Raw genomic sequence first — 25,463 nt, forward strand, 5'->3', positions numbered from 1 at the left:
TCATGACGGACATCATCAAGCTCACCGCGGCCGAGATCGCCGCGCGGATCGCCGCCGGCGAACTGACCGCCGTCGAGGTCACCGAGGCCCATCTGGCCCGGATCGACGCCATCGACGAGAAGGTCCACGCGTTCCTGCACATCGACCGTGAGGGTGCGCTCGCGCAGGCCCGCGCCGTGGACGCCAAGCGCGCGGCCGGCGAGAAGCTGGGCCCCCTCGCGGGTGTCCCGCTCGCGCTGAAGGACATCTTCACCACGGAGGGCGTTCCGACCACGGTCGGCTCGAAGATCCTCGAAGGCTGGATCCCCCCGTACGACGCCACCCTGACGCGCAAGCTGAAGGAGGCCGATGTCGTCATCCTCGGCAAGACCAACATGGACGAGTTCGCCATGGGGTCGTCCACCGAGAACAGCGCCTACGGCCCGACTGGCAACCCCTGGGACCTGACCCGGATCCCCGGCGGCTCCGGCGGTGGCTCCAGCGCCGCACTCGCCTCGTACGAGGCACCGCTCGCGATCGGCACGGACACCGGCGGTTCGATCCGCCAGCCCGCGTCCGTCACCGGCACGGTCGGCGTCAAGCCCACCTACGGCGGTGTCTCCCGCTACGGCATGGTCGCCTTCTCGTCCTCCCTGGACCAGGGCGGCCCCTGCGCCCGTACGGTCCTGGACGCGGCGCTGCTGCACGAGGTCATCGCCGGGCACGACCCGCTCGACTCCACCTCCATCGACGCCCCCGTCCCGCCGGTGGTCGAGGCCGCCCGCAACGGCAGCGTCGACGGAATGCGCGTCGGCGTGGTCAAGCAGTTCCGCGGCGAGCACTACCAGGCCGGGGTGATGCAGCGCTTCGACGAGGCGGTGGCCCTGCTGAAGGAGCTGGGCGCCGACATCGTCGAGCTGGACTGCCCGTCCTTCGACCTCGCCCTGTCGGCGTACTACCTGATCGCGCCGTCCGAGTGTTCCTCGAACCTTGCCCGCTTCGACGCGATGCGGTATGGCCTCCGGGTCGGCGACGACGGCACCCGGTCCGCCGAGGACGTCACCGCGCTGACCCGGGAGGCCGGCTTCGGCGACGAGGTCAAGCGCCGGATCATGCTCGGTACGTACGCGCTCAGCTCCGGCTACTACGACGCGTACTACGGCAGCGCCCAGAAGGTCCGCACGCTCATCAAGCAGGACTTCGACCAGTCCTTCGAGCAGGTCGACGTGATCGTCTCCCCGACGACGCCGACCACCGCGTTCCCGATCGGCGAGCGCGCGGACGACCCGATGGCGATGTACCTCGCCGACCTGTGCACCATCCCGACCAACCTGGCCGGCAACGCGGCGATGTCCCTGCCGTGCGGTCTGTCCCCCGAGGACAACCTCCCGGTCGGGCTGCAGATCATCGCCCCCGCCATGAAGGACGACCGCCTTTACAAGGTCGGCGCAGCCGTCGAGGCCGCCTTCGTGCAAAGGTGGGGACACCCGCTGCTGGAGGAGGCACCGTCGCTATGAGCGCACTGACCAAGGCCAAGGGCTTCAAGAAGTCGAAGACCGGTACGTATCTCTCGATCGGCACCACCGCCTTCGGGGCGCTCAGTGTCCTGAAGCAGGCGAAGAAGGCCCGCTCCGAGCACGATGCGCTCCGGCTGATCGACGCCGCGATCTCCGCCGCCGCCATCATCAGTGGCGTCGCCCTGCTGGTGCGTGAACTGAAGCGCATCGGCGACGACGACGTCCTGTTCGGCTGAGAGGGAAAGTTTCACCGTGACCGTCACTGAACTGGTGTCGTACGAGGCGGCGCTCGCCGGCTACGACCCCGTCATGGGCCTTGAGGTCCATGTCGAACTCGGCACCAAGACCAAGATGTTCTGCGGGTGTGCCACCGAGCTGGGCGCCGAGCCCAACGCGCAGACCTGCCCGACCTGTCTCGGTCTGCCCGGCTCCCTGCCGGTCGTCAACGCGATCGGCGTCGAGTCGGCCATCAAGATCGGTCTCGCGCTGAACTGCGAGATCGCCGAATGGTGCCGATTCGCCCGGAAGAACTACTTCTATCCGGACATGCCGAAGAACTTCCAGACCTCGCAGTACGACGAGCCGATCGCCTTCAACGGCTATCTGGACGTCCAACTGGAGGACGGCGAGATCTTCCGCGTGGAGATCGAGCGCGCCCACATGGAGGAGGACACCGGCAAGTCGACCCACGTCGGCGGCGCCACCGGCCGTATCCACGGCGCGTCCCACTCCCTGCTGGACTACAACCGCGCCGGCATTCCGCTGATCGAGATCGTCACCAAGCCCATCGAGGGCGCGGGCGAGCGCGCTCCCGAGGTGGCGAAGGCGTACGTCGCCGAGCTGCGCGAGCTGATCAAGGCGCTCGACGTCTCCGAGGCCCGGATGGACAAGGGCCAGATGCGCTGCGACGTGAACCTGTCGCTGCGTCCGCACGGCCGGGAGAAGTTCGGCACCCGGAGCGAGACGAAGAACGTCAACTCGCTGCGCAGCGTCGAGCGCGCCGCCCGGTTCGAGATCCAGCGGCACGCCGCGGTGCTGGAGTCCGGGGGCACGATCGTCCAGGAGACCCGGCACTTCCACGAGGAGGACGGCTCCACCACGGCCGGCCGGATCAAGGACAATGCCGAGGACTACCGGTACTTCCCGGAGCCCGACCTCGTGCCCGTCGCTCCCGCCCGGGAGTGGGTGGAGGAGCTGCGGGCCGGTCTGCCGGAGCTGCCGCGCCTGCGCCGCGCCCGCCTCCGTGAGGAGTGGGGTGTCAGCGAGCACGACATGCAGTCGATCCTCAACGCGGGCGCGGTCGATCTGATCGTCGCCACCGTCGAGGCCGGTGCCGATTCGGCCGCCGCCCGCAAGTGGTGGATGGGCGAGCTGGCCCGTAACGCCAACGAGTCGGGCAAGGGCCTGGATGAGCTGGGCATCACCCCGGCCCAGGTGGCCCGGGTCGCGGCGCTCGTCGCCGAGGGCTCGCTCAACGACAAGCTCGCCCGTCAGGTCATCGAGGGTGTGCTCGCCGGTGAGGGCGGTCCGGACGCGGTCGTCGAGAAGCGCGGTCTGAAGGTCGTCTCCGACGACGGCGCGCTCGGTACCGCCGTGGACGAGGCCATCGCGGGGAACGCGGCCATCGCGGAGAAGATCCGCGGCGGCAAGGTGGCGGCCGTGGGCGCGCTCGTCGGCGCGGTCATGAAGGCCACCCGTGGTCAGGCGGACGCGGCCCGCGTCAAGGAGCTGATCCTGGAGCGCCTCGGTGTGACCGAGGGCTGACGCCCACCGCACCAGCGGATGTCACCGGGGGCGGCCCACGTCGGAAACGGCGCGGGCCGCCCCTGGTTCGTCCCCGCTCCCGTACGCGTCCCCCCCCCGCCCGATCCCGCGCCCCCCCCCGCGCCCGATCCCGCGCCCGCGCTTGAGCCGTGCCCGCTCCCGTACGCGTCGCCGGAGCCGTCCCCCTGCCCTGCCCTGGCCCGTACTCGACCCTGCCCCGTGCCCTGCCCCCCTGCCCCGTGCCCTGCCCCCCTGCCCCGTGCCTTGATCCCTTGCCCGCGGCTGCCCACGCTTGCCCACGCCTGCCAGGGGCGCCTCAGTGGCGTATCCCCAGCCCCGGGAGCAGCAGCTCGCCCCGGTCCTTGCAGCTCACGTCCCGCGCCCGCAGGTCCTTCGGCTCCCTGGTGCCCCGGGCCCGCAGCTCCGCCACCGCCAGCCGGGCCACCTCGGTCGTCTGCGCCCGCTCCGGCTCGGGGAACTCCGCCTGCCACCAGCCCCGGTCCCGGGAGTGCCAGCCGCGCGAGCGCATCAGCCCCGCGTACTCCGGCGTCTCCTCGCCGTCCCGGTCGTCTATCGACACATGCAATCCGTCCACCAGGGCGTACGAGATCTGGATCTGACGGCCCCGGTCGGCCGCGCTGGTCAGACAGAACCCGGCCCAGTCTCCGCCGACCTGCACCGGAAGCTGTTCCACCCAGGCCGCGAGCATCAATTCGAGCGCGCTCTCGAAGTGTTCGAGCGACGACGCCGTCCGGCCGGCCGTGCGTTCCACCGGTCGCTCGCCGGGGCCGCTGCGGTCGAGCTGCCAGAGGTACGGCAGCAGATCGAAGTCATGCGGTTCGTCGGCCGCCCAGGCGCCGCCCCAGGCGAAGGTGCGCATCTCGTCGTACTCCAGGGAGTCCGTCTCGTGGACCGAGAGCTGGGCGCGGTGCCGGTTGCCGGCGAGGAGGACGGTGCGGCGGGCGTCCCGCCAGCGGACATTGGGGCCACCGGCCGAGCCGCCGTAGAGCGTCGGCTCACCGATCCGGCCGACGATCGCCTCGTACACCGCGCGGAAGGACTCCCGGCGCTCCCTGAGCGAGGCGTCGGGCTCATGGGCGAGCACCGGCACCGGGGCCCGGCCGACATGGTCCTCGGGAGTGTCGTGCAGCGTCAGGGCGAACTCCGCGGCTTCGCCGGGCATCAGGATCGGCTGGTTGGTCCCGGTGGTCTCCATGGCGTCCATCGTGCCAGCCGTCACTGACAACGTCCGCTGTACGAGGGTGTGTTTATCTCCGCGCACGGCCGGCGCACGGACGCGCACCCGCCTGAGACGCGCACCCGCCGGAGGGGCCGACGGAACGGACGGGGCGTCAGCCGGGGGTGGGCCCGCGATCCGTCCGGTCACGGTCGGTGAGGGGGTTTCCCCCGCCGGTGTCGCCAGTGGTCTCCCGGTGTCTATCAGCGGCTCACGGCGTTTCCCGGCGCCTCTCCGTGCCGGTCGGGTGGGGCAGGGGCGGGGCTGCTCCGGGTGGCGGCGCCCGGCTGTGAGGAAGCCCACGAAACTGGTAGTAATGGAACAAATGATCACGATTGGCTGACAGAGTGTTCTCTCGTAGGTCATGAGTTCTCATCGGGCTGTTCCCGATCAAAGATCCGCGAACCACCCAGGGAGCAGCTCCGTTGGCAGCCATCGCGCGGTGGTGCATCAGGCACCGAATCGTCACCGTCCTGCTCTGGGTCCTCGCCTGCGCCGGTGTCGCCGCCGCCGCGGTCGTCGCCGGGACCGCCTACTCCAACGACTACGAGGTCCCCGGCACCGAGTCCGGCCGCGCCACCGCCCTCCTCCAGAAGGGCTTCCAGGACCGGAGCGGCGACAGCGACACCATCGTCTGGCACTCGGACAGCGGCAGCGTCCGTGCTCCCGAGGTCGAACAGCGCATGGCCCGGATGCTCGACCAGGTCGCGGGAGTCGACGCCGTCGCCACGGTCACCAGCCCGTACGGCCCCGGTGGCGCGGACCGGATCAGCCGCGACGGCCACACCGCCTACGCCACCGTCACCTTCGAACAGCGGGCCGACTCCGTCCCCCTCCCGCAGGTCGAACGGGTCATCGACCTCGCGAAGGCCGCCGAGACCGAGGGGCTCCAGGTGGAGCTGGGCGGCACCGCCGTCGGTCTCACCGAGTCGGCGGGCGGGGTGCTCGCCGAGGCCGTCGGGGTGGCCGTGGCCGCCGTCGTCCTCTTCCTCGCCTTCGGCTCACTCGCCGCCAGTCTGCTGCCGCTCGCCACCGCCCTGGTCTCCGTCGGCACCGCGTACGCGGGCACCGTGCTGCTGGGGCATGTGATGACCGTCGCCGATTTCGCCCCCATGCTCGGTCTGCTGATCGGGCTCGGCGTCGGCATCGACTACGCCCTCTTTCTGGTCACCCGCCACCGCAAGGGACTGCGCGCCGGTCTTTCGGTGGCCGAGGCAGCCGAGAACGCGGTGGCCACCACGGGCCGGTCCGTCGTCTTCGCGGGGGCCACCGTCTGCATCGCCCTCCTGGGGATGCTCATCCTGCGGCTCAGTTTCCTGAACGGCGTGGCCATCGCGGCCTGTCTCACGGTCGTCCTCACCGTGGCCGCGTCGGTGACCCTGCTGCCCGCGCTGCTGACCTTCATAGGCGGGCGCGCGCTCAGTGGGCGCGAACGACGCCGGCTGGTCGAGCACGGTCCGCAGCCCGAGTCACCGACCGGCTTCGCCGCCCGCTGGTCGGCGTTGGTGGAGCGCCGCCCCAAGCTGCTGGGGGCCGTCGCCGCCGTGGTCATGGTGGTGCTGGCGCTGCCGACGTTCTCGCTCCACCTCGGCACGTCCGACCAGGGCAACAACCCCTCCTCGTTCACCACCCGCCAGGCGTACGACCTGCTGGCGCGGGGCGGTGGCGGGCCGGGGGACGGCGGCGGATTCGGGCCGGGCGTCAATGGCCCGCTCACCTTGGTCGCCGAGATCGGCGGCCCCGGTGAGCGGCGCGCGATGGACGCGCTGCCGGCCGCCCTGGGGGATGCCCGGGGCGTCGCGTCGGTCGGCCAGGTCACCTACAACGACCGCGGTGACACGGCCTTGCTGACCGTCGTACCGGAGTCGGCACCGCAGTCCCGGGACACCAGCGAACTCGTCGACCGACTCCGGGCCGAGGTGCTGCCCGCGGCGTCCGACGGCACATCCCTGCGGGTCCAGGTCGGCGGTGTGACCGCCGGTTACGACGACTTCGCGGAGGTCATCGTCGGCAAGCTGCCGCTGTTCGTCGGGGTCGTCATCGCGCTGGGCTGTCTGCTCCTGCTGCTGGCCTTCCGGTCGATCGGCATCCCGCTGAAGGCCGCCGCGATGAACGTGGCCGCCGTCGCCTCCTCCTTCGGAGTCGTCGTCGCGATCTTCCAATGGGGCTGGGGGAGCGAACTGCTCGGACTGGGCCGGGCGGGCCCGATCGAACCGTTCCTGCCGGTCATCATGGTCTCGGTGCTCTTCGGCCTCTCCATGGACTACCAGGTCTTCCTGGTCAGCCGGATGTACGAGGAGTGGCTGGCCACCGGGGACAACCGCCGTGCGGTACGGGTGGGGCTCGCCGAGACCAGCCGGGTGATCAACTCCGCCGCCGTGATCATGATCTCGGTCTTCCTCGCCTTCGTCCTCACCGGCGACCGGGTGATCGCGATGTTCGGCATCGCGCTCGCCACCGCCGTGGCCCTGGACGCCTTCGTGCTGCGCACGCTGCTGGTCCCGGCCCTGATGCATATGCTCGGCGGCGCGAACTGGTGGCTGCCCGGCTGGCTGGAGCGACGACTTCCGCGGATCAGCGTCGAACCGCCCGAGAGCCACGACCGTGCGACGATTTCCGGGCGCCCCACCAGCGATGAAGCACAGCTCGTACCGTAGGGGCCGGTACCGCGGACAAAATAGTTGAAGCGGTAGAAAAAACAGCAAAGCCGGAGGAAGACCACCATGTTCGCGATACCGCTCGGTGCCCCTGAATCGCCCCTGGGTGAGAAGGCGGAGCTGCGCCCCCTGGAGCCCTGGCGGGCGCCGGAGTTCCTCGCCCATATGGACCGGGGCCGGGAGTACATCGGCGAGTACATCGGTCTTCCGGACGTCACCCAGGACCTTGACGCGGCCCGCGCCTATCTGGGGTCGTACGCCGAGAAGCAGGCGGCCGACGCAGGGCGGATCTTCGGCATCTGGCTGGACGGCACCCTGGTCGGCGGTGTTCTCTTCCGGACCTTCGACGCGGCGTCGGGCACCTGTGAGGTCGGCTGCTGGCTCGAACCCGCCGCGGTGGGCCGTGGACTGGTCACCCGGGCCGCCGGGGTGCTGATCGACTGGGCGGTGGAGGAGCGCGGGATCCACCGCGTCGAATGGGTCGTGTCGGCCGGGAACAGGGCGAGCGTCAAGGTCGCCGAACGGCTGGGGATGGTGCGGGACGGCGTGCTGCGCGAGGCCCATCCCTACCGAGGGGTACGGCACGATCTGGAGGTCTGGTCGACGCTGGCGCCGGAGTGGCGCGCGCACCGGGTGTCCGCAGAGCGGTGCGGTCCGTTCCGGCGTTAAGGGGACTCTCAGACAACGCGGTTACCGTGCGCCGAATGAACCCCACGGAGACCGACAAGAACAACGGAACGACGACCCGGCCGGGCGAGGGAGAGAGCGGCGCGGCGCCCGAGGCCACGGAGACGCCCGAAACGGCCGGCACCGCCGGCAAGGCCACGGCCGGTGACACACCCGAGAACGCCCGTGGGGCCGCCGACGGGACCTCCGCGGAGGGCGTCGACTTCACCAAGTCCGCTGATGCCTCTGAGCCGGCTGACTCGTTGGAGGGCGACGAGTTCGACGAGGAGGGCGACGACGCCGATGTCCTGGTGGCGGCCCCGTCCTCCGGGCTGCTCTCCGCCGCCGCGGCCATCATCGCCACCGCGCTGGCCTTCGTCGGCCTCAGCGGTAGCTGGGTCGGCCGGATCGCCGCCGAGCGCCAGACGCTGCTGGGCCAGATCGAGACCTCCCAGGGCAGTCCCGCCGAGCAGATCTCCGCGATCTACGGCGACGCCTGGCACACCACCGCCCTGGTCAACGGCGTCTTCGCGACCCTCGCCCTGATCCTCGGCCTCGCGGTGCTCTCCCGGCCCGCCAAGCCCGGTTGGGTCCGGGCCTTCGCCGTCGCCGGAGCCGTGCTCGGTGGTATCGGCATCCTCATCTCGGTCGGTATGTACTTCGACCTCATCGTGGGACTGCCCAAGGCCGGCTGACCTCCACTAATTCGGTGGTGATCATCCGGGGTCGAGTGCTCCACTGCCCGGATGGATCATCAAGAGACGCTCGCCCTGTTTGACCGCCGACTCCGCCGGGACGCCGTCGCCGACAGCCCCACGACCCTGGTCGAGCGGGTCGGTGACGTCGTACGGCAGACCGGGCAGGACGCCGACTGGAGCGCGGTCGTCTGGTCCGACCTGGACAGCGGAACCGCCGACGCCGCCATCGCCGAACAGGTGCGGCACTTCACCGCCATCGGCCGTGACTTCGAGTGGAAGCTGTACGGGCACGACCGGCCGGGCGACCTCGGCGCGCGGTTGCGGGCGGCGGGTTTCACCCCCGAGCCGCCGGAGACCCTGATGGTCGCCGAGATCGGGGAGCTGTCCACGGTGCCCGCCCTGCCCGACGGCGTACGGCTGGCGGACGTCACCGACCCGGCCGGAGTGGAACTGATGGTCGAGGCGAACGAGCGCGCCTTCGGCACCAGCCTCCCGTGGATGCGCGATCGGCTCCTCGGGTCGCTGGGCCGGGAGACCGTGGTGCTGACCGTCGCGCTCGCCGGTGAACTGCCGGTCAGCGCCGCGCGCATGGAGCTCTACCCGGACACCTGCTTCGCCGGGCTCTGGGGCGGCGGTACGGTGCCCGACTGGCGGGGACGCGGCATCTACCGCGCGCTGGTCGCCCACCGGGCCCGTACGGCGGCGGACCGGGGATACCGCTTCCTCCAGGTCGACGCATCGGACGAGAGCCGCCCCATCCTGCGCCGGCTCGGCTTCGCGGAGCTGAGCACGACCACCCCGTACGCCTACTCCGTACGCCCCTGAGGGCGATGTTCCGGTACGGGGTGCCCCCCCCGCTGGCTGAGGTGCGGAATCCGTGGGGACGGCGTCGGGCCGGAGCGTGACGCTCCGGTAGCCGTTCGTCTCCGTGGGCGGGCCCCCTCGAACCGCGCCCGGCCGGACCGGCGACGAGCAGGACCGCGTCGGTTCCGGCTCGAACCCGCCGCCCCGCTGGAGACACTGGCAGTCGCCACTGCCCCCATGGGCGCCGGACCCCTGCCGCATAGGATCTTGCGGGGTGGCCCACGACGGGCCACAGGAGGAGGGGCCTTCTTCGTGGCACATTCGGATCTCATAGACCTGACCGGCCCCTGGGGCCGCATTCTCAGTGGTACGCCGCTGAACCACGAGACACATACGCGGGCCGGGCAGTCCATGGCCGTCGACCCCGTCACCCACGAACTGTTCGTGGCGCAGGTACGGGACGACCCGACGGCCGGGAACCTGTGCGTCTACCGCATGGACCGCAGGACCGGGCGGCCGATCGACACCATGCACCTCGCCGGATTCGGCCACGCGAACCAGATCGGCGCGCAGCACATCGGCGGTACGACCCATCTCTGGACGGACGCGGGGCCGATGTCCGGCCAGTACGGGACCCGAGTGGCCCGGGTCCCCTACCGCGCCGGGCAGACGCTCACCATGTCCTCGCCCGGGGTCTCGACCCCCTTCCGTCCCACGCCGGACGCCGAGCAACCGTCCCCGAACGTCGATCCCATCTACAACCGCCTCACGCTCAGGTACCTCAGCAGCGCCAAGAAGGTCTTCTTCAGCCAGTACCCCATCGACCCGGTCACCGGCAGTGTCACCTGGACCGCGACGAGAACGATCATGTTGCCCACCGGCAACGGGGGATTCTTCACGGACCACGACACCCCCACCCCCCAGGGATTCGCGTCGCTCGGCGAGTATCTCTATGTGTTCACGGGCAGTCCGGACAAGAACAACGCCCACATCACGGCCGTGTCCTGGGCGGACGGCTCCTTCGCCGCCGGGCCCCAGCACATCACCGCCGTGCCCGGCCTCGACCGCCGGGAGCCGGAGGGCATGTGCATCGAGCGGATGGGCGACGAGGCGCGGCTGCTCTTCGGTTTCAGCGGAAGCTTCACCACTCCGCGCGAGGCGACGATCTGCTTCCTCTCGACGGATGCGCCGGTACAGGGCGTGAAGCTGCTGACGGACTGGACCCCACTGACGGGCGTCTCCGGAGCGACTCCGCAGACGGGCGCGATGAGCCCGCGCGGGCGTCTGGTCTCCCTGGCCGGGACCACCTACCTCCAGCTTCGCGGTGGTTTCGACTGCGACATCACGGCCGAGGGCCCGTTCGCCCAGCTCCCGCCGACACTGACCCCCAGCCGTACGGTCAGGGCCGTGGTCACCCGCAACAACCAGGGTGGTCGCTGCGTCTGCAGGGTGGAGGTCAACTCCGAAGGCAGACTCTCCGTGTTCGGCCCGACCGCCGACAACCGGATCTCCTGGATCGACCTCGACAACTTCTCGGCGGCCTGGCGCTGACGACCCGTCTCGGCGCCCGCGCTCCCCTCGACCGCCCCACGATCCCGGAGGATCAGCCATGACCCGAATCAGCACCAGCCGCCGCGCACTGCTCACCGCGGCCGTCGCCGCCCCCGCGACGGCGATCGGCGCCCCCCTGCTTGCCGGCCCCGCTTCCGCGGCCGTCGTCCCCGGCGGTATCGGCGTCGTCCACGACTGGCAGCCGCTCACCCTGGCCGCGGGGGTCACCGCCGCCGTGGACGCCCCGGCCGTCCGCGTCGTGAAGATCGCCGGCACGGACTTCCTTCAGATGCGTGGCGGATTCACCGGCCTGTTCACGGCCGACGCCGTGATCGGCACCATGCCGACGACGGTCACGGTGCCGAAGGTCGTGCGTGCGGTCTGTCCCCGTAACAACTCCGCCGGCATCAACTCCTGTCGTGTGGAGGTCCACACGACCGGCCGGGTCACGGTGTTCGGCGGTACGGCCGCCAACGACATCACCTGGGTCACCCTGGACAGCTACTCGGCCGTCCTCGCCTGAGCCCACGCCTCCGTCCGACCGTTCGTCACATCGAACGGTCGGACGGAGGGCGATAGGCGCGAGCACGGGGGACGCGACGGTCGATCCCACCGCCGCGAACGCAAGGGTCGAACACTTCCTCGAAGGACCTAAGGCGCCCCGGGTCCGTACGCACGCCGTCTAAGGACCCCGCACCCCCGAACATGCGTAACCCTCCCGATGCGGCGGGGGGCCCTGGGAGACGAGATTGGTGGCACGGCGGAAAGCCGGATGATCTCCACACCACCGAGGGAGCGCGACATGTTCGCCTACAAGCTTGAGGAACTCCGCAGGGCCGAGCTGATCGAGCAGGCCGGAACCTACCGTCTCGCACGGCAGCTTCGCCAGGCCCGCCGTGCCGAGCGATCAGCCGCCAAGGACACCAGGAAAGGGGGCGGCGGGGTGAACACGCGCCACGAACGCTTCGTCCGGGCCGCCTGACCGTGCCGCCTTCGGGCCCGGCCACCGTGCCAGGGGCGCGCCGCCGAACGGAACCCCGGAGAACGGAACCCGGAACCCGGGACCTGGGGGAACCATACGCCGGGAGGACCGTACGTCATGAGGACCGCGACCTTGACGATCGAGACGCCGGTGAACCGTGAAGCACCGTGACACCCCACTGGTGGGCGCAGTCGCCGACATGGTTACAGGCGCAGGAGGCGGGCCGGCAGATGTCGCCCTGTCGGACCCCTGTGCGATGCTCGGCGATGTGGAGACCAGGTCCTTCAGTCCCGTATTCGTGGGGCGCGCCGATGAGCTGTCAGTGCTCGTCGACGCGCTCGCCCGCGCCGGTGGGGCGGGCAGCCGTCCCCGGGGCGAGCCACAGGCGCTGCTCGTCGGGGGCGAGGCCGGGGTCGGCAAGACCCGGCTCATCGAGGAGCTGATAGCCGAGGCGTGCGAGCGGGACACCGTCGTCGCGGTCGGCGGCTGTGTCGAGATCGGCGCGGACGGGCTGCCGTTCGCGCCCTTCTCCAGCGCCCTGCGCGCACTCCACCGCCAGCTCCCCGACGAGCTGGCCGTTGCCGCCGCCGGACAGGAGGAGGAGCTGGCCCGACTGCTGCCCGAGTTGGGCGAGCGGCCCAGGGGGGAGCAGAGCCGGCACGATGACGAGGACATGGCGCGCCTCTTCGAGCTGACGGCCCGGTTGCTGGAGCGGATCGCCGCGGACCGGACGGTCCTGCTGGTCCTGGAGGACCTGCACTGGGCGGACGCCTCCACCCGCCATCTGCTCGCCTACCTCTTCCGCACCCTGCGCCGCGGCCGGCTCGTCGTCGTCGCGACCTACCGCTCCGACGATGTGCACCGCCGCCACCCCCTGCGGCCCTTCCTCGCCGAACTCGACCGGATGCGGACCGTGCGGCGCATCGAGCTGGTCCGGTTCACCCGGGCCGAGGTCTGCCACCAGCTCGCCGGCATCCTCGGCAGTGAGCCGGAACCCGTCATGGTGGAGCGGGTGTTCGACCGCTCCGACGGGAACGCCTTCTTCGTCGAGGAACTCGCCCGCATCATGGCCGACGGCAGTACGTGCGGACTCTCCGACTCGCTGCGGGACATCCTGCTCGTCCGGGTCGAGGCGCTGCCCGAGGAGGCGCAGCGGGTCACCCGGATCCTCGCCGAGGGCGGTTCGACCGTGGAGTACGGCCTGCTGCTCGCCGTCGCCCGGCTCTCCGAGGACGAGCTCATCGAGGCCCTGCGGGCCGCCGTCGGCGCGAACATGCTGCTCGCCACGGCGGACGGCGACGGCTACCGCTTCCGGCACTCCCTCGCCCGGGAGGCCGTCAGCGACGATCTGCTGCCCGGTGAGCGCTCCCGGCTCAACCGGCGGTACGCGGAGGTGCTGGAGGCCGATCCCTCGCTCGTCCGGGAGGACGAACGGGCCATGCGGCTCGCCAGCTACTGGTACCAGGCCCAGATGCCCCACAAGGCCCTGCCCGCCGTCCTCGGCGCCGCCGTCGAGGCCCACAGACGTCACGCCTACGCCGAGCAACTGACCCTGCTGGAGCGGGCGATGGAGCTGTGGGACATCGTGCCCGACGAGGTACGGGCGGAATTGCGGCCGGTCGACTACACCGAGGCGTACCCGCCGTGCGGCTGCGACCCCGACGCCACGCCGCTGCGCTTCCTGGACCTGATGGCGGAGGCCACCGTCGCCGGCCGGCTCAGCGGCGAACGGGAACGAGCACTGAAGATCACCAAACGCGGTCAGCGGCTCGCCGCCGCAGCGGAGGACCCGCTGCGGGCCGCCTGGTTCTGTGTCGAGCGCTCCCGGCTGGTCTCGGCGCTCGGCCGTGGTGACGGCTGGGCCGAACTCGGCGAGGCCCAGGAACTGGTGCGTGGACTGCCGCCGTCCGCGGTGCACGCGGGAGTGCTCGCCGAGGCCGCCATCTGGACCCGGCTGCACGCCCCGGGCCCGGACAGCCTGGAGACGGCCGAGCGAGCCGTGGAGTACGCCCGCCTGGTCAACGACGAGGAGATCGAACTCCGGGCCCGGCTCGTACTCGGCGGCCTCATGGCGGACTCGGGCGCCATCGAGGCGGGGCTCGCCGAGATGGACGAGGTCAGGCGGCGGGTCGTCGTCCTCGGTCTGCCGTCGCTCATCGGGCGCTCCCATGTCAATGTGCCGGCCACGCTGGAGAGCGTCGGCCGCTCGGAGGAGGCCGTGACCATCCTCCGCGCGGGGCTCGACCTCGCGCACCACTACGGCCTGCGGGACTCGGCCGCGTGGATGCTCGGCAATCTGGCCGAGTCGTTCTACACCCTCGGCCGCTGGGACGAGGCGCTCCGGGCCGCGGAACGCGCACTCGGCCTCGGATCGAGCGCCAAGGCCCGGGGGAACGCCGCCCTCCACCTCGCCATCGTGACGCTCGCCCGGGGCGATGTGCCCCGGGCCGCCGAACACCTTGAGGCGGCCCGTGCCCACTACGGCCCGCACGACCCGATGCCGCAGAGCTCGCTTCCCATGGCCATGATCGGGATGGGTATTGCGGCTGCCGAGGGCCGGGTACTGGACGCGCGGGCCGAGTTCGCCCGGGTCGCGGAGTCCGGCTTCCTGCCCGGCACCCAGCGCTACGCCTGGCCCCTGCTCCGGGTCGCGGCCACCCTGGAGGCCGATATCCGCGGCCTGCCCGCCGCCGAGCCGGGCCGCGCCGACGCGGTGGAGGCCATCCGCACGGCGGCGCGCAAGGCCGCCTCCGCGGTACCGGTCTGGGCGGCCCACGAACACTGGGTCCAGACCGAACTCCGCCGCGCCGCCGACCAGGACACCGCCGCCGACTGGGCGGAGGCCACCGAGGGCTTCGAGTCCGTGGACTTCCCCTACGAGCAGGCATTGATCCGCGTCCGCTGGGCCGAGTCCCTCCTCCTGTCGGACCGAGGGCGGTCAACGGAACTGCTGCGCCTCGCGGCCTCGACCGCCAGCCGGCTGGGCGCGCGCCCCCTCTCCGACGACATCGCGCTGCTCGCCCAGCGCGCCCGTGTCTCCCTGACCGACACCCCCACCCTGGCCGGGAGCGCTCGCCCCGCGAACGGCCGCCCCGGCGCGACCGGTTCGAACGACCCGGCCGCCGCGCAGCCGGGGCCCGCGCTCGGTCTGACTCCGCGTGAGCAGGACGTCCTGCGCCTGGTCGCTGCGGGCCGCAGCAATCGCCGGATAGCGGAGGAACTCTTCATCTCCCCGAAGACGGCGAGCGTCCATGTCTCCAACATCCTGGCCAAGCTGAACGTCTCGGGCCGGGGCGAGGCGGCGGCCCTGGCTCACCGCCTCCGCCTCTTCCCGGCGACCACCCCGGACAACCAAGCCTCAGCCTGAGACCGGCCGGGAGGAGCCTGCGGTCGGGCCTCCGGCCGGCCTGCGGTCGGGGGTGAGCGGGTGCGGACCGGTCTGTCCGGGTCGGTCTCAGGTGGGTTGGGAACAGGCTGGTGTGGGTGTGGGTGGGTGCAGGCCGGGTCAGGGAGGGTCGGTCTCAGGCGGCCCGCGAACAGACTGCTGTGTATGGGGACGAACGATGTGTGCGGGTGCGGGTGCGGGTGCGGGGCGGGTCCGATCGGGTTGGGTCGGGACCAGACTGGTGGGTGCAGGGCAGGTGGGTGAGGGGTGTTGGTCGGTCTCAGGCTGGCGTGGGCGCGCGGGTGCCGGTTGGTCTCGGATCGGTGTGGGCGGTGTGGGCAGGTCTTAGGTAGGCGCGGGCCGGTGCGAGCCGCCCGGGACGACCCGGACCGGCGTGGGGCGGCCCCGTGACCGTCCCACGCCGCTCTGCGGGCCCCCGGCGACCGCTCCCTGGTCCCCCTAGAGCTCCTGGGTTGCGGCCCCCCGCGTGCCGCCGCCCTGGAGCCGTCCCTGACGCCATCCCAGCGGGCCGCGCACCGGTATAACCGCGCCGCACCGGCCGGCCCGTGCGCCATCGACCGCCTCGCCCCTCAGCGGTCCGCCGCCCGGCCGCCGGCCACTCCGCGCGGGACGTGGTCGCCCTGCCGACCCTTGCGTGGATCTGCGCGAGGATCCGTGCGAAGGGCCGGGTGTTGATCCGTGCGCGAGGCCACGAGCCGTCCATCGCGTGGGGCATCGCGCGGTGGGTCGGGGGCGGGGTCGGTCCGGAGGGTGTCCCGCGGGTCTGTCGGCGAGGTCCCTGGATCCTCCGCGCGGCGGACCGTGACCTTGCCCGATGTCAGATCTATCGGCCCCTGGCACGGGTCACTGTCGCCTATGTCCGTCCGGGTCAGGGCCACGCGGTTGCGCTCGTCCTCCGTATGCTTGCGGCCCGGGGCGAAGATCTCCTCGAAGGCGTTGAACACAAGCGGTACACCCCTTACGTCACCTCCAGTTGGAGGATCCTGTCGTCCCCGGCCTCGGGTGTGCCCCGGGTGTCCGTCTCGCTGGTGACGAGCCAGAGCTTGGAGCCTCCCGCCGAGAGAACTGTGCGAAAGCGGCCGTACTTCTCTTCGAGGAACGGCTGGGGGGCCGCCGAGGGTTCCGCTCCTGCCAGCGGAATCCGCCACAACCGCTCGCCCCGAAGCCCCGCCATCCAGATCGAGCCCTCCGCATATGCGATTCCGCTCGGTGACGCCTCCTCTGTGCGCCACTGGGCCACCGGGTCCACGAAGCCCGGCTTGCCGCCCTTGCCCTCCACCTTCGGCCAGCCGTAATTCTTCCCCGGCTCGATCAGATTCAGCTCGTCCCAGGTGTTCTGGCCGAACTCCGCCGCCCAGAGACGGTTTCCCGAGTCCCAGGCGAGACCCTGCACATTGCGGTGCCCCAGGGAGTAGACCAGGGACCCGCGCTCCGGATTGCCCGGCGCGGGCTGTCCGTCGGGGGTCATCCGCAGGATCTTGCCGCCCAGCGACTTCGGATCCTGGGCGAGGCCCGTCTCGCCGATCTCGCCCGTCCCGGCGTAGAGCATCTTGTCCGGACCGAAGGCGATCCGCCCGCCGTTGTGAACGGAGCCCTTGGGGATGTCCCGCAGCACTGTGTCCGGGGCACCGAGCTGCTTGCCCGGCTGCTTCCGCTCGTCGAACAGCAGCCGCGCGATGCGGTTGTCCGACTCGGTGGTGAAGTACGCGTACAACTGGCGGTCGGAGGCGAAGGAGGGGGAGAGCGCCAGGCCCAGCAGCCCTCCCTCGCCCCCGGGTGAGACCCCCGGCACGGCGCCGATCTCCGTCTTCTTCCCGCTCTCCGCGTCGACGCGGGTGATCGTGCCGGCGTCCCGCGAGGAGACCAGCAGATCGCCGTCGGGCAGCGCGGCGACGCCCCAGGGCGACTTCAGCCCCTCCGCGAGGGTGGACACCACCTTCACCGAGCCCTTCGCGGGTGGCCCCGACGGTGCCGAGGCCGTCGGCGAAGCGCTGCCCGACGGCGTCCCGGAAGGGGCCGGTGCGGCCTCCGATGACGCCCCCCGCCACGGGGTCGACGGTTTCCCGCCGTCCGACGAGCATCCCGTGGCCAGCAGAGCCACCACGGCGGCCAACCCGGCCGTTACACGAGCACGTTGCACAGTACTGATCCTCTCGACAGACGCTTGCCCTGCCTCCTCACCCCTTCTACACCGCCCGGACCCCAGAGGTTCCCCACCCCGACCCCGAACCCTCCAGACTCCCCGGAGCAGACTCCCGAAACTCCCGAAACTCCCGAAACCTGCGGTACTCCCGGTACTCCCGGAACTCGAACCGCACCAGCCCCAAACACACCCCGGATCACCGAACCCCCAGGCGCCCAGACCCCCAGGCGCCCAGACCCCCAGGCGCCCGAACTCACGCCGACTCCCCGAACCCCGTCTACGACCCTTGCGCCTCCGGCAGCCTCGCTATCTCCGCCCGGTCCCGGGCCGTCAGCCCCAGCCCCGCCGCCGCCGCGTTCTCCACCGCCCACTCCACCCGCTTGGTCCCCGGCACCGCCACCACCTGCCGCCCCCGCGTCAGCACCCACGCCAGCGCCACCTGCGCCGGCGTCGTCCCCGGCCCATGACGTGCCGCTATCCGCCGTAGCCCCGCCACCACCGGCTGGTTCGCCGCCATCATCTCCGCCGTGAAGCGCGGATGCCGCGCCCTCGCATCATCCGGTTCGAACCCCTGGCCGGGCGTGAGCGTGCCGGTGAGGAAGCCGTTCCCGAGCGGCATCGCGGCCAGGAACCCCACCCCGCGCGCCTCGCACCAGGGGAGCAGCAGCTCCAGCGCCTCCGGCGCCCACACGGACAGCTCCGCCTGGACGGCGCTCACCGGGAAGACCTGCTGGATCCGCTCCAGTTGCCGGATCGTTCCCTCATGGCGGTGGGCGCGGGACCACCGCGCACCGCGCGCTCCCACCGACTGCGCGCCCACCGCGCACATCCCCAGCGCCCGTACCTTCCCGGCCCCCACCAGCTCCGCCATCGCGCCCCAGGTCTCCTCGACCGGTACCTCCGGATCGGCGCGGTGCAACTGGTAGAGGTCGATCACATCGATCCCCAGCCGGCGCAGCGAAGCGTCGCACGCGCGTTTCACATAGCCGGGGCGCCCCTTGGCGACCACATGCTGATCACCGACGAGCAGGCCCACCTTGGTCGATACGAAGGCGTCCCCGCGCCGCTCCTTCAGCACCCGGCCGAGCAGCAGTTCATTGGTGAAGGGCCCGTACATATCGGCCGTGTCCAGCAGCGTGGAGCCCGAATCCAGCGCGGCGTGCACGGTGCGCAGCGATCGGTCCCCACGCCGCTGGGAGGCCGTGTACGCCCAGCTCATCGGCATACAGCCGAGCCCGACCGCACCCACCTCCAGAGCCGACGCACCGATAGTCCTGCGCTCCAACTGCCCGTATCCCTCCTTCAGCCGCCCCCAAACTAACCAATGCGCGCCGTCCTCCTCCCCGCGGCCTCATGGCGATTAGCCTCCTGACCATGGCTTCAGACATCTGGCTCCCGATACCGGCCGACGAGATCGACGGGATCCCCGCGCCCGCCGACACGGGTCTCGACTACCGCTTCTGGGACGGCGGCCCCGAGTACCCCGCCGATCCGGCCGACTGCGTCTTCTACACCGTTCCCTACATGAAGGGCGTCGAGGCCGCGGTGCGGCCGATGGCCGCGATGACGTCCGTGCGCGTCGTTCAGACACTCTCCGCAGGCATCGACCATGTCGAACCGGGCCTTGGCTCACTACACTCCGGCGTACGCCTCTGCAATGCCAAGGGTGTCCACGAGGCGTCCACCGCGGAACTCACCCTGGCCCTCATCCTCGCCTCGCTGCGCGGCCTCCCCGGCTTCACACGGGGTCAGGACGCGGAGGAGTGGCGGGCCGGTTTCTATCCGGCGCTCGCCGACAAGTCGGTCCTCATCGTCGGATACGGCTCGATCGGGGCGGCCATCGAGGACCGGCTCGTACCGTTCGAGTGCGCGCGGATCGTGCGCGTCGCGCGCTCCGCGCGCACTACGGCGCGCGGCCAGGTGCACGCGATCTCCGAGCTGTCGACACTGCTCCCGGACGTCGATGTGGTGATCCTCTCCACGCCGCTCACCGAGGCGACAAAGGGCCTGGTCAACGCCAGTTTCCTGGCGCGGATGAAGGACGGTGCTTTGCTGGTGAATGTCGCCCGGGGCCCCGTCGTCGACACCAAGGCGCTCCTCGCGGAAGTGGAGAGCGGTCGGCTCACCGCTGCCCTCGATGTCACCGACCCGGAGCCGCTGCCCCCGGGGCATCCGCTGTGGCACGCCCCCGGTGTACTCATCAGCCCCCATGTCGGCGGTTCCACATCCGCGTTCATGCCGCGCGCCAAGAGGCTGCTCGCCGGACAGCTCACCCGGTTCGTGGCGGGGGAGCCGCTCCTCAACGTCGTACGCACTATCGAATAGCGCGGTCGGACCATCCGCCCCCGCCGTCACACACCGTGGCCGGCGGCGGGGGCGCGGCCTTCCGTCACAAGCGGAAACTCTGCGAAGTCATCCCATCGCTCCGCGTGCCGCCATGACGAATGGTGGTCACGGAGAGTAGAGGGGCTATGTCCCTGAGTGACGATCCTGGTGTATCGTCCCGACCTGGGGGCTGCACCGGGTGTGGGGCGGTGCGCTGAACGCGACCTGACTGCCGATCAGACTTCGAGGGGGGCGACGGGCATGCACGGCCAATGGACCAAAGATCCGACACGGCGGGGACGTCGACGACGACCCTCGTACGCCCCGAAGCGCGGCCTCGGTGCGACGATGACGCTCTGCCGCGCGAACTCCGCCGTGGCCACGCCCCGGACGCTCCACGGCGAGACCGTCACGCCGCCTGATGCGCCCGTGACCAGGGCACTTCCCGCCACTCCGGCGACCAGTCAGCTCACCGGCCCGGCTGCGGTCGCCCCGGAGTCACCGGCCGCCCCGAGCACACCGGCCGTCACAGCCACTCCAGCCACTCCAGCCACCTCGCAGGCACCGGCCGCCACCGCCACCTCGCAGGCACCGGCCGCGACCGCCACCCCGCAGGCGAGCACCCGCACGGCGAGCACCCCGGCGCCGTCCGCCGCCCTCGTCGCGGCGGCCGACCCGACGGCCACCCCAGCCACCCCGACCCTGCCCGCCGCCCCTCGTGCCCCTCGTACGCCATCCGCCGCGGCCGTCGCGACGGTGGCCGAGTTGTCAGGAGCGGACCGGTGAGCGCCCCGGGCGCGCTGATCGCCCGTCAGTCAGCCCCCACCGGCGCGGGACTGCTCTGCCAACTCCTCCTGGCCGTCGTCTGCGCCGGTTACGGCGTGGGCGCGGCCCTCGGCTGGGGCTCCCGCGAGCTGTCGCTGATCATGGGCGATTTCGGCCTCAGCGCCGGGGCCCTGGTCGCCGCCGTCTCCTGTTTCCTCTATGCCCGGACCAGTCCGCCCCGGCTGCGCCCCGCCTGGCTGCTGTTCGCCCTCTCCTCGTTCATGGCCTCCGCCGGCAACGCCGTCTGGGGCTGGTACGAGGTGGTGCTCGACCGCGAGGTGCCGAGCCTCTCCATCGCCGATCTCTTCTTCCTCTGCTTCGCACCGCCGGCCATCATCGGTCTGCTGGTTCTCGCGAAACGTCCCGTCACCCGGGCCGGCTGGGTCTGCCTCGGCCTCGACGCCTGGCTGATCGGCGGCTCCCTGCTGACCCTCTCGTGGAGCCTCGCACTCGCCCACACCACCCGGGTCCAGGGCGAGAGCGTGGCCCCGGCGGCGCTCTCCCTCGCCTATCCACTGCTCGACATCGTGCTGGTCAGCATGGTGCTCGCGCTCCACTTCCGGCGCTCGGCCACCAATCGCTCCGCCATCAACACCGCCATCGCCGCGCTCGCCATGACCGTCCTGTGCGACGCGCTCTTCACCTCGCCCCTGCTGCGGGAGAACTACCGCTCGGGGCAGTTGCTCGACGCGGGCTGGTTCGCCGGTTCGCTGCTGCTCGCCTACGCGCCGTGGGGTGCGCGCCGTTCGATGGAGTCGGTCGCCAGGCCGCCGCGCGGCCAGCCCCAGGCGTCCCACGCGTTCCAAGGAGCCCGTCCCGCCGCGGGCTCGCTGGCCGCCCTCACCCCGTACCTCGCCGCCGCCGTCTGCACCCTCGGCATTCTCTACAACGTGGTCGACGGCCGTACGGTCGATCGCGTCGTCGTCCTCACCGGCTGCACCGTCGTGCTCGCCCTGGTGGTCCGGCAGGGCATCATGCTGGTCGACAACATCGCGCTCACCCATGAGCTGGCGCAGAAGGAGAACCACTTCCGCTCGCTCGTCCAGGGTTCCAGCGATGTGATCATGATCGCCGCACCCAGTGGTGTGCTGCGGTACGTGAGCCCCGCCGCGTCCGGTGTCTACGGGCGGGACGCGGAGGAATTGGTGGGCTCCGAGCTGGCCTCGCTCATCCATCCCCAGGATCTCGGCCGGGTCGTCCATGAGGTACGGCGATTTCTGGCCGCCCCTCCGGCGGACGAGCCGACCACCCGGATCGAGTGCCGCTTCAAATCGGGCGCCGGCGACTGGCTCAATGTGGAGTCCACGGTCAACCGCCACCAGGGCGGGCTGATCTTCAACAGTCGCGATGTCACCGAACGGGTCCGCCTCCAGGCCCAGCTCCAGCACAGCGCCGAACACGACACCCTCACCGATCTGCCCAACCGTGCCCTCTTCACCGAGCGGGTCCGGCAGGCCCTGACCGGCCGCCGCTCCGGCGACCCGGGCACCGCCGTGCTCTTCATCGACCTCGACGGCTTCAAGGGCGTCAATGACCGGCTCGGCCATCAGGCGGGCGACGAGCTGCTGATCCAGGCGGCCCGCAGGCTGGCCGAATCCGTACGGTCCGGTGATACCGCGGCCCGGCTCGGCGGTGACGAGTTCGCGGCCCTCATCCTCGGTGACGGCACCCGCGATCCGGCCGCCCGGGAGGGCCAGGTCACCGAGATCGCCGACCGGCTGCGGCTGACCCTCTCCCAGCCGTACCGGATCGACGGCAACGACGTCCGGGTGGCCGCCTCCATCGGGGTGGCCTTCGCCCAGCCCGGCATCACCCCCACCGATCTGATGCGGAACGCCGATCTCGCCATGTACCGGGCCAAGGCCGGGGGCAAGGACCGGGTCGAGCTGTACGTCCCGCAGATGCAGGCCGAGGTGGTCCGCCGCACCGAGCTGGCCGCCCGGCTGCGCAGCGCACTGCACGAGGGCGAGTTCGCGCTGCTCCACCAGCCGGTGGTGAGCCTCACCACCGGCCGGATCGACGCCGTCGAGGCGCAGGCGCGCTGGCGCTCCACCCAGGGCATCCTCTTCACCCCGGCCGAGTTCCTCCGGGTCTCCGACGACGGCGACCGCACCGACCGCACCGCCGAGCTGGGCCGCTGGCTGTTGGAGGAGGCGGTGGCCCAGGCCGCCGAGCGCGGCAGGCTCGGCCATTCGGTGCCCGTCACGGTCCGCCTCCCGGCCCGGCGACTGCTCGACCGGTCGCTGCCGCTCGGTTCCGTGGAGGCCGTCTTCAACCGCCACGGCCTGCCGTCCGGCGCGCTCGTCATCGAGCTGGCCGACAGCGATCCGCGGATCTCGCTGGACGATCTGGAGCAGCGGCTCGTCGCGCTGCGCAGAGTGGGGGTACGGATCGCCCTGGACGGCTTCGGCAGCGGTTACGCCACCATCACGGCCCTGCGCAGGCTGCCGGTGGACGTGCTGAAGCTGGACCGGGGCCTGGTCGAGGGCATCGTCGAGTCCGCCCGGCTGCACAAGATCACCAGCGGGCTGCTCCGGATCGCCTGCGATCTCGGCCTCCAGTCCGTGGCCGACGGCGTCGACCTGCCCGAGCAGGTGCTCGCCCTGCGCGCCATGGGGTGTACGCACGGCCAGGGGCTGGCCTTCTCCGGCGCGCTGGACGAGTACCGGCTGCGGCGGGCCCTGGTCCGGGACGATCTCCCGGTGCCCGGCGGGGTGGCCCTGCCGGTGCTGACCGGTGGTCCGTTGGGCGGTCACGGTGGCTCAAATAGTGAGACGCGTATCCCACCCGCTTGACAGTCACCGTGCGTCAGGGGGAGGGTCAATGCCATGCGCACCCGAATTCTCGTACTTGGAAAGCGCGTCGGCTGAGCGGGGACTGATCCAGTCCCCGCAGACCCCTCCCGACGCGCTCCCCTCGCTTGCCTCACGGCACGAGGGGTTTTTTGTTGCACCGACACCAGTGGTTCGGCGTGAGAACGGCGTTGAAACACCGGTACCTCAGCGAAGAAACCGTCGCAAAACCCTCAGCTTCGAGAAGAGAATGCCGATGACCGAGCAGGCCACCGGGGCCCACCATCCGCAGCCGCGGGCCCGTAACGGCGGAGTTCCGACCGCCCCAGTCGAGCACGTCACGGGTGCGCAGTCGCTCATCCGCTCTCTTGAGGAAGTGGGCGCCGACACCGTCTTCGGCATCCCCGGCGGGGCCATCCTCCCCGCGTACGACCCGATGATGGACTCCACCCGGGTGCGCCACATCCTGGTCCGGCACGAGCAGGGCGCCGGCCACGCGGCGACCGGTTACGCGCAGGCCACCGGCAAGGTCGGGGTCTGCATGGCCACCTCGGGCCCCGGCGCCACCAACCTGGTCACCCCGATCGCCGACGCGCACATGGACTCCGTCCCGCTGGTCGCGATCACCGGCCAGGTCGCCTCCAAGGCGATCGGCACCGACGCCTTCCAGGAGGCGGACATCGTCGGCATCACCATGCCGATCACCAAGCACAACTTCCTGGTCACCAAGGCCGAGGACATCCCCCGGACCATCGCGCAGGCGTTCCACATCGCCTCTACCGGCCGCCCGGGACCCGTCCTCGTCGACATCGCCAAGGACGCCCTCCAGGCGCGGACCACCTTCAGCTGGCCGCCCTCCCACGATCTGCCCGGCTACCGCCCGGTCACCAAGCCGCACGCCAAGCAGATCCGTGAGGCCGCCAAGCTGATCGTCCAGGCCAGGCGTCCGGTCCTCTACGTCGGTGGCGGAGTGATCAAGGCGCACGCCACCGCCGAACTGAAGGTTCTCGCGGAACTCACCGGAGCCCCCGTCACCACCACCCTGATGGCGCTGGGCGCATTCCCCGACAGCCACCCGCTGCACGTCGGAATGCCGGGCATGCACGGTGCGGTCACCGCCGTCACCGCTCTTCAGAAGGCCGACCTGATCGTCGCCCTCGGAGCCCGTTTCGATGACCGCGTCACCGGCAAGCTGGACAGCTTCGCCCCGTACGCGAAGATCGTCCACGCCGATATCGACCCCGCCGAGATCGGTAAGAACCGCACCGCCGACGTGCCGATCGTCGGCGATGCCCGCGAGGTCATCGCCGATCTGGTCCAGGCGGTCCAGGCCGAGCACAGCGACGGCCACACCGGTGACTACAGCCTCTGGTGGAAGGATCTGAACCGCTGGCGGGACACCTACCCGCTCGGCTACGACCAGCCCGGTGACGGCAGCCTGTCCCCGCAGCAGGTCATCCAGCGGATCGGTCAACTGGCCCCGGAGGACACCATCTACGCGGCCGGCGTCGGTCAGCACCAGATGTGGGCCGCCCACTTCATCGAGTACGAGCAGCCCGCCACCTGGCTGAACTCCGGCGGCGCCGGAACGATGGGGTACGCGGTGCCCGCCGCCATGGGGGCGAAGGCCGGCGCCCCGGACCGTACCGTCTGGGCGATCGACGGCGACGGCTGCTTCCAGATGACCAATCAGGAACTCACCACCTGCGCCCTCAACAACATCCCGATCAAGGTCGCCATCATCAACAACGGCGCCCTCGGCATGGTCCGCCAGTGGCAGACCCTGTTCTACAACCAGCGCTACTCCAACACCGTGCTCCACTCCGGCCCCGACGCCACCGGCCTGGAGCCCAGCGCCGGCACCCGGGTCCCCGACTTCGTCAAGCTGTCGGAGGCCATGGGCTGCTACGCGCTGCGCTGTGAGTCCCCGGACGATCTCGACCGGGTGATCGCCGAGGCCAACGCCGTCAACGACCGTCCCGTCGTGATCGACTTCATCGTCCACGAGGACGCCATGGTCTGGCCCATGGTCGCCGCCGGCACCTCCAACGACGAGGTCCTGGCGGCCCGGGGCGTCCGCCCCGACTTCGGCGACAACGAAGACGACTGACCGAGCA

Annotated in this window: 19 protein-coding genes; 15 read left to right on the top strand and 4 right to left on the bottom strand. The window is 71.2% G+C overall.

The window, feature by feature from the left end:
- Window positions 1-2: 2 nt before the first annotated feature.
- The 3 genes from gatA to gatB are packed head-to-tail and all read left to right on the top strand — an operon-like array spanning window position 3 to window position 3,260.
- Complete coding sequence (gatA, locus tag ACH4S7_RS18110) at window positions 3-1,496, top strand: Asp-tRNA(Asn)/Glu-tRNA(Gln) amidotransferase subunit GatA (RefSeq protein ID WP_398522190.1); 1,494 nt, start codon at window positions 3-5, stop codon at window positions 1,494-1,496.
- Complete coding sequence (locus ACH4S7_RS18115) at window positions 1,493-1,732, top strand: hypothetical protein (RefSeq protein WP_398522191.1); 240 nt, start codon at window positions 1,493-1,495, stop codon at window positions 1,730-1,732. The genes gatA and ACH4S7_RS18115 overlap by 4 nt, the downstream gene beginning before the upstream one ends.
- Window positions 1,733-1,748: 16 nt before the next feature.
- Window positions 1,749-3,260 carry an Asp-tRNA(Asn)/Glu-tRNA(Gln) amidotransferase subunit GatB gene (gene gatB, locus ACH4S7_RS18120; protein ID WP_398522192.1) on the top strand — a complete coding sequence of 504 codons (1,512 nt, stop codon included), beginning with the start codon at window positions 1,749-1,751 and terminating at the stop codon, window positions 3,258-3,260.
- 316 nt (window positions 3,261-3,576) lie between these two features.
- Here gatB and ACH4S7_RS18125 read toward each other — a convergent pair whose 3' ends face one another.
- Window positions 3,577-4,476, bottom strand: coding sequence for a hypothetical protein (locus ACH4S7_RS18125; protein WP_398522193.1), 900 nt, complete (start codon window positions 4,474-4,476; stop codon window positions 3,577-3,579).
- Between the two features lie 446 nt (window positions 4,477-4,922).
- Here ACH4S7_RS18125 and ACH4S7_RS18130 point away from each other — a divergent pair, with 446 nt between their 5' ends.
- From ACH4S7_RS18130 to ACH4S7_RS18165, 8 genes are all read left to right on the top strand, one after another.
- Window positions 4,923-7,154 carry an MMPL family transporter gene (locus tag ACH4S7_RS18130; protein ID WP_398522194.1) on the top strand — a complete coding sequence of 744 codons (2,232 nt, stop codon included), beginning with the start codon at window positions 4,923-4,925 and terminating at the stop codon, window positions 7,152-7,154.
- A 66-nt stretch (window positions 7,155-7,220) separates the two neighbouring features.
- Window positions 7,221-7,823: a GNAT family N-acetyltransferase gene (locus ACH4S7_RS18135; protein WP_398522195.1), complete on the top strand. Its 603-nt coding sequence runs from the start codon at window positions 7,221-7,223 to the stop codon at window positions 7,821-7,823.
- 35 nt (window positions 7,824-7,858) lie between these two features.
- The gene (locus ACH4S7_RS18140; RefSeq protein ID WP_398522196.1) at window positions 7,859-8,515 is read left to right on the top strand and encodes a hypothetical protein; all 657 of its coding nucleotides are present in this window, start codon (window positions 7,859-7,861) and stop codon (window positions 8,513-8,515) included.
- A gap of 51 nt (window positions 8,516-8,566) precedes the next feature.
- Window positions 8,567-9,343: a GNAT family N-acetyltransferase gene (locus ACH4S7_RS18145; RefSeq protein ID WP_398522197.1), complete on the top strand. Its 777-nt coding sequence runs from the start codon at window positions 8,567-8,569 to the stop codon at window positions 9,341-9,343.
- 291 nt (window positions 9,344-9,634) lie between these two features.
- Entirely contained in the window at window positions 9,635-10,873 is a 1,239-nt protein-coding gene (locus tag ACH4S7_RS18150) for a hypothetical protein (RefSeq protein WP_398522198.1), read from the top strand.
- A gap of 58 nt (window positions 10,874-10,931) precedes the next feature.
- Window positions 10,932-11,396 carry a hypothetical protein gene (locus ACH4S7_RS18155; protein ID WP_398522199.1) on the top strand — a complete coding sequence of 155 codons (465 nt, stop codon included), beginning with the start codon at window positions 10,932-10,934 and terminating at the stop codon, window positions 11,394-11,396.
- Between the two features lie 249 nt (window positions 11,397-11,645).
- On the top strand, window positions 11,646-11,855 hold the full coding sequence (locus ACH4S7_RS18160; protein ID WP_398522200.1) for a hypothetical protein: 210 nt from the start codon (window positions 11,646-11,648) through the stop codon (window positions 11,853-11,855).
- Between the two features lie 256 nt (window positions 11,856-12,111).
- Entirely contained in the window at window positions 12,112-15,222 is a 3,111-nt protein-coding gene (locus tag ACH4S7_RS18165) for an AAA family ATPase (protein ID WP_398522367.1), read from the top strand.
- Between the two features lie 608 nt (window positions 15,223-15,830).
- On the opposite strand, the gene ACH4S7_RS18170 is transcribed toward ACH4S7_RS18165, so the two are convergent.
- The 3 genes from ACH4S7_RS18170 to ACH4S7_RS18180 form a co-directional block, all read right to left on the bottom strand.
- Window positions 15,831-16,205 carry a DUF6191 domain-containing protein gene (locus tag ACH4S7_RS18170; protein ID WP_398522201.1) on the bottom strand — a complete coding sequence of 125 codons (375 nt, stop codon included), beginning with the start codon at window positions 16,203-16,205 and terminating at the stop codon, window positions 15,831-15,833.
- Window positions 16,206-16,219: 14 nt separating this feature from the next.
- Window positions 16,220-17,410 carry a PQQ-dependent sugar dehydrogenase gene (locus ACH4S7_RS18175; RefSeq protein WP_398522368.1) on the bottom strand — a complete coding sequence of 397 codons (1,191 nt, stop codon included), beginning with the start codon at window positions 17,408-17,410 and terminating at the stop codon, window positions 16,220-16,222.
- A 271-nt stretch (window positions 17,411-17,681) separates the two neighbouring features.
- Window positions 17,682-18,689, bottom strand: coding sequence for an aldo/keto reductase (locus ACH4S7_RS18180; protein ID WP_398522202.1), 1,008 nt, complete (start codon window positions 18,687-18,689; stop codon window positions 17,682-17,684).
- Window positions 18,690-18,778: 89 nt separating this feature from the next.
- Here ACH4S7_RS18180 and ACH4S7_RS18185 point away from each other — a divergent pair, with 89 nt between their 5' ends.
- The 4 genes from ACH4S7_RS18185 to ACH4S7_RS18200 all read left to right on the top strand — a co-directional run bounded on the left by ACH4S7_RS18185 (window position 18,779) and on the right by ACH4S7_RS18200 (window position 25,456).
- The gene (locus tag ACH4S7_RS18185) at window positions 18,779-19,729 is read left to right on the top strand and encodes a 2-hydroxyacid dehydrogenase (protein ID WP_398522203.1); all 951 of its coding nucleotides are present in this window, start codon (window positions 18,779-18,781) and stop codon (window positions 19,727-19,729) included.
- A 429-nt stretch (window positions 19,730-20,158) separates the two neighbouring features.
- Complete coding sequence (locus tag ACH4S7_RS18190) at window positions 20,159-20,515, top strand: hypothetical protein (protein WP_398522204.1); 357 nt, start codon at window positions 20,159-20,161, stop codon at window positions 20,513-20,515.
- Window positions 20,512-23,349: a putative bifunctional diguanylate cyclase/phosphodiesterase gene (locus tag ACH4S7_RS18195; protein WP_398522205.1), complete on the top strand. Its 2,838-nt coding sequence runs from the start codon at window positions 20,512-20,514 to the stop codon at window positions 23,347-23,349. The genes ACH4S7_RS18190 and ACH4S7_RS18195 overlap by 4 nt, the downstream gene beginning before the upstream one ends.
- A 247-nt stretch (window positions 23,350-23,596) precedes the next feature.
- Window positions 23,597-25,456: an acetolactate synthase large subunit gene (locus ACH4S7_RS18200; protein ID WP_398522206.1), complete on the top strand. Its 1,860-nt coding sequence runs from the start codon at window positions 23,597-23,599 to the stop codon at window positions 25,454-25,456.
- Window positions 25,457-25,463: the final 7 nt, after the last annotated feature.

Source organism: Streptomyces sp. NPDC020965 (assembly GCF_044333555.1).
GTDB lineage: Bacteria > Actinomycetota > Actinomycetes > Streptomycetales > Streptomycetaceae > Streptomyces.

Bases quoted from the DNA above. Each gene is read 5' to 3' on its own strand.
- gatA (WP_398522190.1), top strand. From the start codon at position 3: ATGACGGACATCATCAAGCTCACCGCGGCCGAGATCGCCGCGCGGATC.
- ACH4S7_RS18115 (WP_398522191.1), top strand. From the start codon at position 1,493: ATGAGCGCACTGACCAAGGCCAAGGGCTTCAAGAAGTCGAAGACCGGT.
- ACH4S7_RS18125 (WP_398522193.1), bottom strand. From the start codon at position 4,476: ATGGAGACCACCGGGACCAACCAGCCGATCCTGATGCCCGGCGAAGCC.
- ACH4S7_RS18135 (WP_398522195.1), top strand. From the start codon at position 7,221: ATGTTCGCGATACCGCTCGGTGCCCCTGAATCGCCCCTGGGTGAGAAG.
- ACH4S7_RS18140 (WP_398522196.1), top strand. From the start codon at position 7,859: ATGAACCCCACGGAGACCGACAAGAACAACGGAACGACGACCCGGCCG.
- ACH4S7_RS18145 (WP_398522197.1), top strand. From the start codon at position 8,567: ATGGATCATCAAGAGACGCTCGCCCTGTTTGACCGCCGACTCCGCCGG.
- ACH4S7_RS18155 (WP_398522199.1), top strand. From the start codon at position 10,932: ATGACCCGAATCAGCACCAGCCGCCGCGCACTGCTCACCGCGGCCGTC.
- ACH4S7_RS18160 (WP_398522200.1), top strand. From the start codon at position 11,646: ATGATCTCCACACCACCGAGGGAGCGCGACATGTTCGCCTACAAGCTT.
- ACH4S7_RS18165 (WP_398522367.1), top strand. From the start codon at position 12,112: ATGCTCGGCGATGTGGAGACCAGGTCCTTCAGTCCCGTATTCGTGGGG.
- ACH4S7_RS18185 (WP_398522203.1), top strand. From the start codon at position 18,779: ATGGCTTCAGACATCTGGCTCCCGATACCGGCCGACGAGATCGACGGG.
- ACH4S7_RS18200 (WP_398522206.1), top strand. From the start codon at position 23,597: ATGCCGATGACCGAGCAGGCCACCGGGGCCCACCATCCGCAGCCGCGG.